The 12875-nt window shown below is 74.3% G+C and carries 14 protein-coding genes and 1 other RNA gene; 8 read left to right on the top strand and 7 right to left on the bottom strand.

Going from position 1 to position 12875, the window contains the following annotated elements; translation table 11 throughout:
- Positions 1-14 precede the first annotated feature (14 nt).
- Together ACIP4P_RS13840 and ACIP4P_RS13845 are read left to right on the top strand one after the other, a co-directional pair.
- The gene (locus ACIP4P_RS13840) at positions 15-758 is read left to right on the top strand and encodes a C4-type zinc ribbon domain-containing protein (RefSeq protein ID WP_350511167.1); all 744 of its coding nucleotides are present in this window, start codon (positions 15-17) and stop codon (positions 756-758) included.
- Between the two features lie 4 nt (positions 759-762).
- Positions 763-1914: a bifunctional RNase H/acid phosphatase gene (locus ACIP4P_RS13845; protein ID WP_400917614.1), complete on the top strand. Its 1152-nt coding sequence runs from the start codon at positions 763-765 to the stop codon at positions 1912-1914.
- A 62-nt stretch (positions 1915-1976) separates the two neighbouring features.
- Here the strand turns inward: ACIP4P_RS13845 and yaaA are convergent, their stop codons facing one another.
- Together yaaA and ACIP4P_RS13855 are read right to left on the bottom strand one after the other, a co-directional pair.
- Complete coding sequence (gene yaaA / locus ACIP4P_RS13850) at positions 1977-2762, bottom strand: peroxide stress protein YaaA (protein ID WP_400917615.1); 786 nt, start codon at positions 2760-2762, stop codon at positions 1977-1979.
- Between the two features lie 10 nt (positions 2763-2772).
- Positions 2773-3222 (bottom strand): DUF3995 domain-containing protein, encoded by a 450-nt coding sequence (locus tag ACIP4P_RS13855; protein ID WP_400917617.1) that lies wholly within the window; start codon positions 3220-3222, stop codon positions 2773-2775.
- Between the two features lie 215 nt (positions 3223-3437).
- Between ACIP4P_RS13855 and ACIP4P_RS13860 the strand changes: the two genes are divergently transcribed.
- From ACIP4P_RS13860 to rnpB, 3 genes are all read left to right on the top strand, one after another.
- On the top strand, positions 3438-4943 hold the full coding sequence (locus ACIP4P_RS13860; protein WP_400917619.1) for an RNB domain-containing ribonuclease: 1506 nt from the start codon (positions 3438-3440) through the stop codon (positions 4941-4943).
- 106 nt (positions 4944-5049) lie between these two features.
- Positions 5050-6570, top strand: a complete 1521-nt coding sequence (locus ACIP4P_RS13865) for an MFS transporter (protein WP_400917621.1) — start codon at positions 5050-5052, stop codon at positions 6568-6570.
- Between the two features lie 13 nt (positions 6571-6583).
- Positions 6584-6981, top strand: an RNA gene (gene rnpB / locus ACIP4P_RS13870) — RNase P RNA component class A.
- 124 nt (positions 6982-7105) lie between these two features.
- Here rnpB and ACIP4P_RS13875 read toward each other — a convergent pair.
- Positions 7106-7549 carry an ACT domain-containing protein gene (locus ACIP4P_RS13875; RefSeq protein WP_400917623.1) on the bottom strand — a complete coding sequence of 148 codons (444 nt, stop codon included), beginning with the start codon at positions 7547-7549 and terminating at the stop codon, positions 7106-7108.
- 176 nt (positions 7550-7725) lie between these two features.
- Between ACIP4P_RS13875 and ACIP4P_RS13880 the strand changes: the two genes are divergently transcribed.
- Positions 7726-8406 (top strand): PadR family transcriptional regulator, encoded by a 681-nt coding sequence (locus ACIP4P_RS13880; RefSeq protein WP_400917625.1) that lies wholly within the window; start codon positions 7726-7728, stop codon positions 8404-8406.
- Between the two features lie 72 nt (positions 8407-8478).
- Here ACIP4P_RS13880 and ACIP4P_RS13885 read toward each other — a convergent pair whose 3' ends face one another.
- Both ACIP4P_RS13885 and ACIP4P_RS13890 read right to left on the bottom strand, forming a co-directional pair.
- Positions 8479-8688, bottom strand: a complete 210-nt coding sequence (locus ACIP4P_RS13885; RefSeq protein WP_400917627.1) for a hypothetical protein — start codon at positions 8686-8688, stop codon at positions 8479-8481.
- A 36-nt stretch (positions 8689-8724) separates the two neighbouring features.
- Entirely contained in the window at positions 8725-8955 is a 231-nt protein-coding gene (locus ACIP4P_RS13890; RefSeq protein ID WP_350511175.1) for a hypothetical protein, read from the bottom strand.
- A gap of 461 nt (positions 8956-9416) precedes the next feature.
- On the opposite strand from ACIP4P_RS13890, the gene ACIP4P_RS13895 reads away from it, so the two are divergent.
- Positions 9417-10115, top strand: a complete 699-nt coding sequence (locus ACIP4P_RS13895; protein ID WP_350511176.1) for a bifunctional DNA primase/polymerase — start codon at positions 9417-9419, stop codon at positions 10113-10115.
- Positions 10116-10314: 199 nt separating this feature from the next.
- Here the strand turns inward: ACIP4P_RS13895 and map are convergent, their stop codons facing one another.
- The gene (map, locus tag ACIP4P_RS13900) at positions 10315-11160 is read right to left on the bottom strand and encodes a type I methionyl aminopeptidase (RefSeq protein WP_350511177.1); all 846 of its coding nucleotides are present in this window, start codon (positions 11158-11160) and stop codon (positions 10315-10317) included.
- A 115-nt stretch (positions 11161-11275) separates the two neighbouring features.
- Between map and ACIP4P_RS13905 the strand changes: the two genes are divergently transcribed.
- On the top strand, positions 11276-11506 hold the full coding sequence (locus ACIP4P_RS13905) for a hypothetical protein (protein WP_400917629.1): 231 nt from the start codon (positions 11276-11278) through the stop codon (positions 11504-11506).
- A 4-nt stretch (positions 11507-11510) separates the two neighbouring features.
- Here the strand turns inward: ACIP4P_RS13905 and ACIP4P_RS13910 are convergent, their stop codons facing one another.
- Positions 11511-12839 (bottom strand): MFS transporter, encoded by a 1329-nt coding sequence (locus tag ACIP4P_RS13910; RefSeq protein WP_400917631.1) that lies wholly within the window; start codon positions 12837-12839, stop codon positions 11511-11513.
- Between the last annotated feature and the right edge of the window lie 36 nt (positions 12840-12875).

Genomic DNA, 12875 nt, shown 5'->3' on the forward strand with positions numbered 1-12875 from the left:
CAGGAGCTTTCCCCTTGAACGCCGCGCCCGCCGACCAGATCCGCCTGCTCGACCTCCAGGCCATCGACTCGAAGCTCGACCAGCTGGCCCACCGGCGTCGGAGCCTGCCCGAGCACGCCGAGATCGAGAAGGCCACCGCCGACCACACCGCGCTCAAGGACCTCGTCGTCGCCGCCGAGGCCCAGAAGGGCGACACCGCCCGCGAGCTGACCAAGGCCGAGCAGGACGTCGAGCAGGTCCGCACCCGGGCCGCCCGCAACCAGCAGCGCCTGGACTCCGGTGCGATCACCTCGCCGAAGGACCTGGAGAACCTCCAGCACGAGATCGGCTCGCTGGCCAAGCGCCAGGGCGACCTGGAGGAGGTCGTGCTGGAGATCATGGAGCGCCAGGAGAGCTCCGTGACCCGGGTCGAGGAGCTGTCCGCCCGCCTGGAGCACTCCACCGTCGTGCTCAAGGAGGCCGAGGGCCGCCGCGACGCCGCGTTCGCCGAGATCGACGGCGAGGCCGACAAGGTCAAGCGCGACCGCGAGACCGTCGCCGCCGTCATCCCGGCCGACCTGCTGAAGGTGTACGCGAAGCTGCGCGAGACCCAGGGCGGCGTCGGCGCGGCCCGGCTCTACCAGCGCCGCTGCGAGGGCTGCCGCACCGAGTTCTCGATCACCGAGCTGAACGCCATCAAGGCCGAGCCGGCCGACAAGGTGGTCCGCTGCGAGAACTGCTCGCGGATCCTGGTCCGCACCGCCGACGCGGGCGTCTGATCCGTTGCCGGCGCGCTTCATCGTCGAGGCGGACGGCGGGTCCCGGGGCAACCCGGGGCCAGCCGGCTACGGCGCGGTGGTCCGGGACGGCGACACCGGGCAACTCGTCGCGGAGGCCGCCGAGTTCATCGGCCACGCCACCAACAACGTGGCCGAGTACAAGGGGCTGATCGCCGGTCTCAAGGCCGCCCGTGCGCTCGACCCGGACGCCTCGGTGGACGTCCGGATGGACTCCAAGCTGGTCGTCGAGCAGATGTCCGGGCGCTGGAAGATCAAGCACCCGGACATGCAGCCGCTCGCCGCCGAGGCGCGCGAGGTCTTCCCGCGCGGCCGGGTCACGTACACCTGGATCCCGCGCGAGCGGAACAAGGCCGCCGACCGGCTGGCCAACGAGGCGATGGACGCCGGCCGGGACGGGCGCCAGTGGGAGCCCCGGAAGCCCGCCGCGGCCGGAGCGTCGGCCGGGGCCGTGGCCGAGGAACCGCTGAAGACCCCCGCCCCCAAGGCGGGCTGGGCCGCCCCCGCCGACCTCGGCACCCCGACCACCTTCGTCCTGCTGCGCCACGGCGAGACCCCGCTCACCCCGGAGAAGCGCTTCTCCGGCAGCGGCGGCAGCGACCCGGAGCTGTCCGACAAGGGCCGCTGGCAGGCCGAGCGGGCCGCCGAGGCGCTGGCCGCGCGCGGCAGCATCCAGGCGGTGGTCGCCTCCCCGATGCGGCGCACCCGGCAGACCGCCGAGATCGTCGCCGCCCGGCTCGGCCTGGAGGTCCGGTACGAGGACGGGCTGCGCGAGGTGGACTTCGGCGCCTGGGAGGGCCTGACCTTCGCCGAGGTGCAGGAGCGCCACCCGGAGGACCTCTCGGCCTGGCTGGGCTCCGCCAAGGCCAAGCCGACCGGCAGCGGCGAGAGCTTCACCACCCTCACCCACCGGGCCGGTGTCGCCCGGGACAAGATCCTCGCCCGGTACGCGGGGAAGACGGTGCTGGTGGTCTCGCACGTCAGCCCGATCAAGACGCTGGTCCGCCTCGCCCTGGGCGCCCCGCCGGACTCGATGTACCGGATGGAGCTGTCGGCCGCCGCGATCTGCGCCGTCCAGTACTACGCGGACGGCAACGCCTCGCTGCGGCTGCTCAACGACACCTCGCACCTGCGCTGACGCCCGTCCGACGACCGGGGGGCAGGCCGACCGCGCTGCCCCCCACCGGACCGCCGAGGTGCTCAGTGCACCTCGGTGACCACCACGTCCAGCTGCCACGCCTTGCGCGCCGTGCCCTCCGCCGCCAGCTCGACCCGGTGGCCCAGCTCCCGCAGCGCGTCCATCAGCTCGCCCGGCGTCTTCGGCTCGGCCCCGGTGACCAGCAGGTCCCGCACCAGCCGGCCCTTGGTCGCCTTGTTGAAGTGGCTGACCACGGTCCGCTTGCCGTCCCGCTCCTGCAGCACCCGGACGGTCGCGGTGCGGGAGGCCACCTCGCCGGCCGGCTTCCAGGCCGCCGCGTACGCGGAACTGCGCAGGTCCAGCACCAGCCCGTCGGCCACCTCGGGGAGCACGGTGGCCGTCGCGCTCCGCCAGTACGCGCCGAGCGCCCCCAGCCCCGGGAGCTTCACGCCCATCGAACAGCGGTAGGACGGGATCCGGTCGGAGACCCGCACCGCGCCCCACAGGCCGGAGAACACCAGCAGCGAGCGCTCGGCCCGTCCGTACGCGGCGGCGTCCAGGGTGGCCAGCCCGAGGTTGTCGAACAGCACCCCGGTGTACACCTCGCCGGCCGGCCGGGCACCGGCCTCCGGCAGCCCCGCGTTCTTGGCGATCTCGCCGCGCAGCCCGGGCGTCAGCCCGAGAACCTCGGCCGCGACGTCCTGGTCCCCCCGGCAGAGGTCGACCAGCGCCTCCAGCACCGCGCCGCGGGCCGCCGTCAGCCCCGGCAGCGACAGCCGGTCGAGCGCGACCGGCGCGCCGTCCCCGGACCCGGCCTTGCCCTCCGACGGCGGCAACAGCACCAGCACAGCGGACTCCTCAACAGTTTGTGGCGGACGAACCCCGCCACCCTACTGCGGCCGCTCCGGCCCCCAACGCCACGCACAGGGGCGAGTAGTACCGGACGTTCAGCCGCCGGAACCGCTCCGTGCGCGGGCTCAGCCTCCCGAACACCACCGGCCCGGCCAGCCCGCGCGCCAGCAGCACCCCGGCCACCGCCCGCACCCCGGCCTGCCGCAGGCCCCGCGGCCCGACCCGCGGCAGCACCCCGGCCTCCGCCGCCACCAGGTACGAGGCCGTCCCCAGCAGCCCCGCCACCGTCACGCAGGCCCGGGCCGACGGCACCCCCTCGCCGGCCCCCACCACGACGTCCGCGAACTCCTCCGGCGTGCGCAGCGGCCACGGCGTCACGGTCCACGCCGCGTGCAGCGCCGCCGTCACCCCCAGCCCCGCCGCCACCCCGGTCCCGACCGCCCGCACCACAGCCATCACTCGCACCCCTCCGTCGACAGCGACTCCACCCCACCGTACGAGCCCTCACACCGCCCCGGTCGGCCGCACCGCTCCCGTACCGCTCCGGCACCGCTCCCGTACTGCTCCGGCACCCCGGGGGCCGCTCCGACGGGCGCGGACCCCGGTGGACGCGCCGCGGGCCCGTGCCCGAAATCACACGGAATCACCCGAATCGCCCTAGGCTGGCCTGCATGCCTCGCCGAAAACTGCGCGTCAAGGCCGTCGACTCCGCCCGGATCAACACCGAGCTGGCCGAGCTCCGCACCCGCCTGGAGATCCACACCGAGTGGCCCGAGGCGGTGCTCGCCGAGGCGGAGGAGGCGGCCGAACACCCCCGGCTGCCCGAGTACGACGCCACCGACCTGCCGCTGTTCACCGTCGACCCGCCCGGCTCCCGCGACCTCGACCAGGCCATGCACCTCAGCCACCGTCCCGGCGGCGGCTACCGGGTGCACTACGCGATCGCCGACGTCGCCGCCTTCGTCCGCCCCGGCGGCGCCATCGACGCCGAGGCCCGCCGCCGGGTCGAGACCCTCTACTTCCCGGACCACCGCGTCCCCCTGCACCCCGCCCGGATCTCCGAGGACGCCGCCAGCCTGCTGCCCGGCGAGCCCCGCCCGGCCCTGCTCTGGCAGCTGGACCTGGACGCCGACGGCGCCGTGGTGCTGGCCGACCTCCGCCGCGCCCTGGTGCGGTCGCACCGCCGCCTCGACTACGCCGCCGTCCAGCGCGCCGTGGACCTCGGCGGCGCCGACGAGCAGCTCGCCCTGCTCGCCGTCGTCGGCCGGCTGCGCGAGGAGCAGGAGCGGGCCCGGGGCGGGATCAGCCTGCCGGTGCCCGAGCAGGAGGTGGAGGAGACCCTGCACGGCTATGTGCTCGGCTACCGCGCGCCCGGACCCGCCGACGGCTGGAACGCCCAGATCTCCCTGCTCACCGGCATGGCCGCGGCCGACCTGATGCTGGACGCGGGCGTCGGCCTGCTGCGCACCCTGCCCGCCGCGCCCGCCGCCGCGTACGAGCGGCTGCGCCGGATCGCCGCCGCACTGGACGTCGACTGGCCGCAGGCCGTCCGCTACCCGGAGCTGATCCGCTCGCTGGACCCCGAGGCGCCGCTGAACGCCGCCTTCCTGAACGCCTGCACCGGGCTGCTGCGCGGCGCCGGCTACCACGCCTTCGACGAGTCCCGCGGCCTGCCCGCCCCCGCCGAGCCGGACCACGCCGCGCTGGCCGCCCCGTACGCCCACTGCACCGCGCCGCTGCGCCGGCTCGGCGACCGCTTCGCGCAGGAGGTGTGCGCGGCGGTGGCGGCGGGGGAGGACGTGCCGGACTGGGCCCGCGAGGCGCTGCCGACCGTGCCGGCCCTGATGGCGGGCGGGGACCGCCGGGCGGCCGAGGTCGAACGGGCCTGCGTGGACCTGGTGGAGGCGGAGCTGCTGGTCGGCCGGGAGGGCGAGGACTTCGCGGCGGTGGTGATCGAGGTGGACGAGAAGCGTCCCGGCTCGGGCGTCGTCCAGCTGCGCGAGCCGGCCGTCCGGGCCCGTTGCGACGCGGCCGCTGCGGTGGGCGGCGCTCCGGACGGCGCACCCGGCGGCGCACCGGACGGGGGCCGGGCCCGGCTGCCGCTCGGCCGGGTGATCGACGTCCGGCTGACCCGGGCCGACCCGGCCACCCGGACGGTCCGGTTCGCCGCGGTCTGACGAACCGCGGTCTGACGCACCGTGGCCTGACGCACCGTGGTCCGGGCTGCCACCCGGACGGACCGCTCCGCGCCCGCCCCCCGGCCTGCGGTGGGAGGATCGATCCGTGCCCGCTCCCCAGCCCCCCGCACCCCCCGCACCCCCCACGACCGCCGCGCCCGACGCCGGGCGCCGCCACCGGCTGCTGGTCCTGGCGATCTGCTGCCTGAGCCTGTTCATCGTGGGTCTGGACAACACCGTGGTGAACATCGCGCTGCCGGTGATCCAGAAGGACCTGGCGGCCCCCGCCTCCGGCCTGCAGTGGATCATCGACGCCTACACCCTGGTGCTGGCCTCGCTGCTGATGCTGTTCGGCTCGGTGGCCGACCGCTTCGGCCGCCGTCGGGTGTTCCAGATCGGGCTGGCCTGCTTCGCGCTCGGCTCGCTGCTGTGCAGTCTGGCGCCCGGCCTGGAGTGGCTGGTGGCGTTCCGGGCGCTGCAGGCGGTGGGCGGCTCGATGCTCAACCCGGTGGCGGTCTCGATCATCGCCAACACCTTCACCGACCCCGGGGAGCGGGCCCGGGCGATCGGCGTCTGGGGCGGCGTGGTGGGCATCTCGATGGCGCTCGGACCGCTGCTCGGCGGCTTCCTGGTGGACGCCGCCGGCTGGCCCTCGATCTTCCTGATCAACGTTCCGGTGGCCCTGCTGGCCATGCTGCTGACCGCCCGTCACGTCCCCGAGTCGCGTGCGCCGCGCCCGCGCCGACTGGACCCGGTGGGGCAGCTACTGATGATCGTCCTGCTCGGCTGCGGCACCGCCGCGATCATCGAGGGCCCGGCCCACGGCTGGACCTCACCGCTGATCCTGGCCCTCGCCGCAGCCGCGGTGGTCGCGCTGATCGCCTTCCCGCTGTGGGAGCGGCGGGTCGCCGAGCCGCTGGTGGACCCGCGCTTCTTCGCCTCCGCGCCGTTCACCGGGGCCACCCTCACCGCGGTCTGCGCCTTCGCCGCGCTCGGCGGCTTCCTCTTCCTCAACACCCTCTACCTCCAGGACGTCCGGCACTACAGCCCGGTCGAGGCGGGCCTGTGGACGTTGCCGATGGCCGGCCTGCTGCTGGTCTGCGCACCGCTGTCCGGGCGGATCGTCGGCAGCCGGGGCCCGCGCCTGCCGCTGGTGCTGTCAGGGCTCGGCCTGGCCGCGAGCGGCCTGCTGCTCACCCGGCTGACGGCCGACTCCCCGGCCGCGCTGCTGCTGGTCGCGTACGCGCTGTTCGGTTTCGGCTTCGGCATGGTGAACGCGCCGATCACCAACGCGGCGGTCTCCGGCATGCCGCGGTCCCAGGCCGGGGTGGCGGCCGCGGTGGCCTCGACCAGCCGGCAGATCGGCCAGTCGCTGGGCGTCGCGGTGATCGGCACGGTGGTCACCTCGGCCGTGGTCGGCCCGGTGGCCACCGGTTTCGCCCCGGCCAGCCACGCCGGCTGGTGGATCCTGGTCGGTCTGGGCGGCGCGATCCTCGGCCTCGGCCTGCTCACCACCGGCTCCTGGGCGACCGGCACGGCCGCCCGGGTGGCCGCCCGACTGGGGGCCGAGCCGCCGTCGGTCCGGGGGTCCGGTGTTCGGGAGGCCCCGCCCGAGCGGCTACCATGACCACTACGGCGGAAGAGCCGGCCGGGCGGTCGCGACGGGTCCCTGACCCGCCGAGGAACGTCCGGGCTCCACAGAGCAGGGTGGTGGGTAACGCCCACCCGGGGTGACCCGCGGGACAGTGCCACAGAAAACAGACCGCCCACCGCTTCGGCGCGTGGGTAAGGGTGAAACGGTGGTGTAAGAGACCACCAGCGACCGGGGTGACCCGGCCGGCTAGGTAAACCCCACCTGGAGCAAGGTCAAGATCGGCGCCTCCGGGCGCCGTGCGCGGATGTTTGAGGGCTGCTCGCCCGAATTCGCGGGTAGACCGCACGAGGCTGTCGGCAACGGCAGCCCTAGATGGATGGCCGTCTCCCCGGGCCGCGCAAGCAACCCGGGTGACAGAACCCGGCGTACAGGCCGACTCTTCCGCCCCTTGAACGTCCGAAGGCCCTCCGGCCCGCGCGAGCAGCGCGGACCGGAGGGCCTTCGTGTGTGATGCGCACGTTGCACTGTTCGCAGCGGGGCGTTCGACGGCGGCCACCCGGCGGGACCGTCAGACGGAAGTCGTGGCGCCCCCGGTGTCCCCGTCGTCGCCGGAACCCCCGGAGCGGGCGGAGAGCTCCGTCAGGGCCCGGACGGCCCGGTCGGCGTCGTCGGCGGCGACGAACAGGTGGTCGTGGTGGAAGCCGGCCACCACGTTGCAGCTGATGCCCTCCTCGGCGAGCCGCCCGGCCACGGCCGCGGTCAGTCCGACGGCCTCCAGCGCGGAGTGGATCTGCAGGGTGATCCAGGCCGCCACGTACTCGTAGCGCAGTCCGAGCGCGTCGGCCTCGTCCTGGGCGACCACCACCGTCACCCCCTCGGGCTCGGCGACGGTCACCACCGGCCGCATGCCGGCGGGCACCTTCGCGGGGAGGGTGCAGTACACGAACCGCCCCGGGTTGAGCTGCGGTCGCATCCCGCGCAGCAGGGTCGCAAGGTCTCGTTCACCGGCCATGCCCGTCACCGTATCGGTTCCGCATCCGTTCCGCCGGGGCGGGCGCCCGTTGTCGGAACCGTGTCGGTATCCGTTGACGAGCGGCAGTCACCGATATATCGTCGAACTATCGAGACAGTGACTCGACTGTTTCGGAACAGCAGGAAAGATCGAAAAACCTCAAGGAGGTGGGCGCCATGCGCTCAGGAATGCGATTCCGTCAGGAAGGGCCGCGGGGCGACGGCGGACGCCGCCGCGGGCCGGGCCCGGAGTTCCGCGGACTGCCCGAGGACGACTTCGAGGGGCGGTCGGCCTTCGGCGGCTTCGGTCCGCCGTTCGGTGGCGGCGGCCCCGGCCGGTCGATGGGCGGCCCGTTCGGGCACGGCTTCGGCGGCCACGGCGGTCGGCGCGGCGGCCCGCACGGGCGGCGCGGCGGCCGGGCCCGGCGCGGGGACGTCCGGGCCTCGCTGCTGGCACTGCTCAAGGAGCGGCCGATGCACGGCTACGAGATGATCGCCGAGATCGCCGAACGGACCAACGGGGCCTGGCGGCCCAGCCCGGGATCGATCTACCCCAACCTCCAACTGCTGGAGGAGGAGGGCCTGATCGTCGCGGAGGAGGTCGGCGGCAAGCGGCTGGTCTCGCTCACCGAGGCGGGCCGCGCCGAGGCCGAGGCCGGTCCCGCGGAGCCGTGGGCCGAGGCCGGCCGGGAGGTCGACTGGGAGGCCGTCCAGGAGGTCGGCCAGGCGCTCGCAGCGGTCGACCAGGCGGTCCAGCAGGTCATGCGCACGGGCACCGAGGCGCAGCGCGCCAAGGGCCTGGCGGTACTGACCGAGACCCGCAAGAAGCTGTACCTCATCCTCGCCGAGGATGACTGACCGGTACGGGGGGACCGACCGGCGCGGGGGGACGACCCCGGCGACAGCCGGTGACACGGGCGGTGCCGCTGCTCAGGGACGGACCAGGAACAGGGCCACGCAGGCGAGCAGCAGCACCGCCCAACCGAACCAGAGCCAGCCGTCGGGGCCGATCGTCACGCTGTAGAGGCAGACCACCAGCAGTAGCGCCCCGGTCACCCCGGCGACCTGCCGGTTGTGCTGGGCGGCCGCCCGCGCGCGGCTGCGCGGTTGCCGTACGCGGTGCCGTACCGTCCTGGCCATGCCGACCTCCCGGGGAGGGTCGAAGCGGGCGACCGGTCAGCCCGGGGTCCGGGCCGAGGCCGCCTCGTCGTACTCGTAGCGCCAGAACCAGCTCAGCCCCCGCACCTGCTTGGTCCGGACGTACACCAGTGTGCGCGCCGGGGAGTCGCCGTGCGCGGGGACCGGGACCTTGTACTTCTTGGGCACGCCCAGCATCGGCCCCAGCGGGATCGGGAGGACCTTCCCGTCCAGGGGGCCGCCGACGAATTCGGTGTCCGCGCTCTTCATCCCTCCAGGGTCTCACCTCCACGCGGCGGCCACGGTGGGAGCACCGGGAGGGCACCCGGGGGGCACCGAGGGGGCACCTCGGGGCGCGGGCCCGGTGTGGGCGCGGTGCCCGGGATGTGACCGGAGAGGCACCGCCCCCGGTCATCCGGAGGCCCCGCGCACCCCTATCCTTGCCTGTACGCCCCTGGGGTCCACCCCGGGTCAGCGGGCCCCGTACGGGCCGGGCGAGGCGCGAGTCAGCGTGCCCTCCGGCCGTCACCGGCGCGGACAGCGTGCTGCCGCGACAGGCGTACCGAGACCCTGGCGCCGTCCGTCCGGTGACCCCGGGCCGCGGTCGGCGGGGCGCCGAACAGCAGGGCCGAGCACCGACCGGGAAGCAGCCGGGGGCGCCGTGCGTTGCGTCGGATGGTACGTCGGACGCTGTGTCGCACCAGGCACGGCAGTTGCGCGGAAGGGGCCCGATGGAAGCCGGCAACAGGTGGACGACCTGGTGGCAGAAGCGTGACCGGGAGCGGACCCGCCCGGGGGGTGCGGATCCGGCCGCCAGACTGGACCAGCTGCTCGGCGCGGTGCGCGCCGGATTCCCCCTCGCGCCCGCCGCCCACCCGGCCGGCTACCGATGTTCCTGCGACCGGGTGGCCTGTCCGGCCCCGGCCCGGCACCCGGTCTCCTTCGCCTGGCAGACCCAGGCCACCACCGACCCCGAGCAGCTCTCCCGCTGGCTCACCCGCGACCCCCAGGCCAACTTCGTCACCGCCACCGGCCGGGTGCACGACGTGCTGGACGTCCCGGCCGAGGCCGGCCGGCTCGCCCTGGAACGGCTGACCGCGCTGGGCGTCGAGGGTCCGGTCGCCGCCGTCGGCGAGGACCGCTACCTGTTCTTCACCGCCACCCGCGGCACCCCGCAGGACGAGGACGAGTGGTGGGACAGCGCGCTCGACTCCACCCCGGACACCGTGTCCGAACACCCGGGCCTACGCTGGCACTGCCGCGGCTCCTACACTCTGCTGCCGCCGGCCGCGCTGCCGGACGGCTCCGAGGTGCGGTGGCTGCGCGGGCCGGAGCTGCCGCTGCCGGACCCGCTGCGGGTGCTGGACGTGCTCACCGACGCCTGCACCGAGGTGGGCGCCGTCGCCGAGGAGCAGTGGCTCATCGGCTGACACGGTTACTCGCCCGCTCGCCTCCGGGGCTGTGTTTACGCCCGCTCGCCTCCGGGGCGCTCTGACCCGGTGCCGACGGTCGTCGCTCCCTCGCTCCTTCGTCGCTCCCTCGCTTCTCCCTTTCGGCACCGGCGCGCCCCTTCGGCTCGGGGCGGGCCGGGGCGCACCGGGGCGCACCGGGGCGGGCGGGCCGGGTCGGTCACGGCAGGGTGAGGATCTCCGCGCCGTCCGCCGTGACCACCAGGGTGTGCTCGAACTGGGCGGTGCGCTTGCGGTCCTTGGTGACGACCGTCCAGCCGTCCGGCCAGATCTCGTAGTCGTAGGTGCCCAGGGTGAGCATCGGCTCGATGGTGAAGGTCATGCCGGGCTTGATGACCTCGGTGGCCCGCTCGCTGTCGTAGTGCGGGATGATCAGGCCGGAGTGGAACGACGTGTTGATGCCGTGTCCGGTGAAGTCCCGCACCACGCCGTAGTCGAAGCGCTTGGCGTAGGACTCGATGACCCGTCCGATGACGTTGATCTGGCGGCCCGGCTTGACGGCCTTGATCGCCCGGTTGAGCGACTCCCGGGTGCGCTCGACCAGCAGTCGGGACTCCTCGTCCACGTCGCCGACCAGGTAGGTGGCGTTGAGGTCGCCGTGCACCCCGTGGATGTACGCGGTGGCGTCGATGTTGACGATGTCGCCGTCCTGCAGCACGGTCGAGTCCGGGATGCCGTGGCAGATCACCTCGTTGATCGAGGTGCAGACGGACTTGGGGAAGCCGCGGTAGCCCAGGTCGGACGGGTAGGCGCCGTGGTCGCACATGTACGCGTGGGCGACGGCGTCCAGCTCGTCGGTGGTGACGCCGGGGGCGATCAGCTCGGCGGCCGCCGCCATCGCCCGGGCGGCGATCCCGCCCGCGATCCGCATCTTCTCGATGGTCTCGGCGGTCTGCACCTCGGGCCCGGTGTACGGCGTCGGGGCGGGCTTCCCGACGTACTCGGGGCGCGTGATGTGCGCCGGGACCTTGCGGATGGGGGACTGGATGCCGGGTACGAGAGCCATGGCGGCGAGTCTAGGCCCTGTCCGGCCCGCGCCCGGAGGTTCCCCCGCGGTGTGCAGGGCGGCCCCGGCCGGGGAATGATCGGTACCGACCCCAGATCTGGAACGGGAGACTGCCATGCCCCTCGGATTCAACCGCAAGCCGACCGGCAAGCCCGGTGAGTGGTTCTACTGCATCAAGCACGGCAAGGTCGAGGAGGGCCCGGAGTGCCCGGCCAAGGACCGCCTCGGCCCGTACGCCACCCCGGAGGAGGCCGCCCAGGCCCTCCGGATCGCGGACGAACGCAACCGCGAGTGGCAGAACGACCCGCGCTGGACCGACCAGCCGAAGGACGAGGAGGGCCGGTAGTCGCTCAGGCCGGGGTGGCCGCCTCCCGTTCCGTGCGTTCGTGTTCGGCGCGGACGGCGGCGGTGTGCGGGTCGGTGCGGTCGTCGTAGGCGAGCAGGCGGGGGAGGGCGGCGGCTACGGCGAGGACGGCGGCGACGCAGGCCAGGCCGCCGGTCCAGACCGCGGCGCGGGCGCCGATCAGGCCGGCCATGGTGCCGGCCCGGACCTGGCCGAGCTGGGGGCCGACGGAGAAGCTGAGCAGCTCGACGCCGGCCATCCGGCCGCGGACCGCGTCCGGGATGGACTGGTTCCACATGGTCGAGCGGGCGATCCCGCTGATCTCGTCCGCACCGCCGGCCAGGGCCAGTCCGAGCAGCACCACCCAGACGCTCCCGGACAGCCCGGCCAGTGCCATGGCCGCGCCCCAGGCGACCGCGGCGGCCACCAGCAGCCGGCCGTGCCGGTGAACCCGGGAGGTCCAGCCGCTGGTCGCGCCGACCAGCAGGGCGCCGACGGCGGAGGCCGCGTACATCGGGCCGAGCGCCCAGTCCGCGCCCAACTCCGAGGCCAGGAAGGGGAAGACGGCCACCGGGAAGGCGAACAGCATGGCGCAGGTGTCGATCGCGTAGGTGCCGAGCAGGTCCTTGCGACTCCACGCGTACCGCACACCGGTCAACACCGCCCGCACGGAAGGCCGTTCGGCGCCGGTGGGCGGCGGTACCGCCTTGATCCGGACCAGCAGCAGCAGGGAGGCGGCGAAGGTGAGCACGTCCAGCGCGTACGCGGTCTGCACTCCGGAGAAGGCCACCACGACACCGGCCAGCGCCGGTCCGGCCACCGAAGCGACGTTGTGGTACAGGGACTTGAGGGCGAAGGCGGCCGACAGGTGCTGGTGCGCGACGATCCGCGGCAGCAGCGAGTCCAGCGCCGGGCGCTGTAGTCCGTCGCAGGCCGCGACCAGCGCGGCGACCAGGTAGATCGGCCAGAGCACCGGGTGCGGCAGCAGGGCGTTGAGCAGCAGCAGTCCGGCCAGCAGGCCGAGCGCGGCCTCGGAGCGCAGCACCAGCTTGCGCCGGTCCAGGGCGTCGGCGAGGGCGCCGCCCCAGAGGCCGAAGACGATCAGCGGGACGAGTTCGACGGCGCCGATCAGCCCGACCGCGAAGGAGGAGTCGGTGAGCTCCTTGATCTGCATCGGCACGGCGACGTACGTCAGGAAGCTGCCGAAGGTGGTGATGCAGCCGCTGATCCACAGGTGGCGGAAGTCGCGGGAGGCGCGCCACGGCGAGAGGTCGGGTGCGAGTGAGCGCAGCAGGGCGCGCCGCCGACCGGTATGGGGTGGTTCGTCGTCGTTCACGAACGACCATCCTGGGACCGCTGGTTGGCACCCCGC

It is taken from the genome of Kitasatospora sp. NPDC089509 (assembly GCF_044749365.1).
Taxonomy (GTDB): Bacteria; Actinomycetota; Actinomycetes; order Streptomycetales; family Streptomycetaceae; genus Kitasatospora.

Coding starts and splice junctions, on each gene's coding strand:
- ACIP4P_RS13885 (WP_400917627.1), bottom strand. CDS start 8,688: ATGGCCAGGACGGTACGGCACCGCGTACGGCAACCGCGCAGCCGCGCG.
- ACIP4P_RS13895 (WP_350511176.1), top strand. CDS start 9,417: ATGGAAGCCGGCAACAGGTGGACGACCTGGTGGCAGAAGCGTGACCGG.
- ACIP4P_RS13855 (WP_400917617.1), bottom strand. CDS start 3,222: ATGGCTGTGGTGCGGGCGGTCGGGACCGGGGTGGCGGCGGGGCTGGGG.
- ACIP4P_RS13890 (WP_350511175.1), bottom strand. CDS start 8,955: ATGAAGAGCGCGGACACCGAATTCGTCGGCGGCCCCCTGGACGGGAAG.
- ACIP4P_RS13905 (WP_400917629.1), top strand. CDS start 11,276: ATGCCCCTCGGATTCAACCGCAAGCCGACCGGCAAGCCCGGTGAGTGG.
- map (WP_350511177.1), bottom strand. CDS start 11,160: ATGGCTCTCGTACCCGGCATCCAGTCCCCCATCCGCAAGGTCCCGGCG.
- ACIP4P_RS13880 (WP_400917625.1), top strand. CDS start 7,726: ATGCGCTCAGGAATGCGATTCCGTCAGGAAGGGCCGCGGGGCGACGGC.
- ACIP4P_RS13860 (WP_400917619.1), top strand. CDS start 3,438: ATGCCTCGCCGAAAACTGCGCGTCAAGGCCGTCGACTCCGCCCGGATC.
- ACIP4P_RS13875 (WP_400917623.1), bottom strand. CDS start 7,549: ATGGCCGGTGAACGAGACCTTGCGACCCTGCTGCGCGGGATGCGACCG.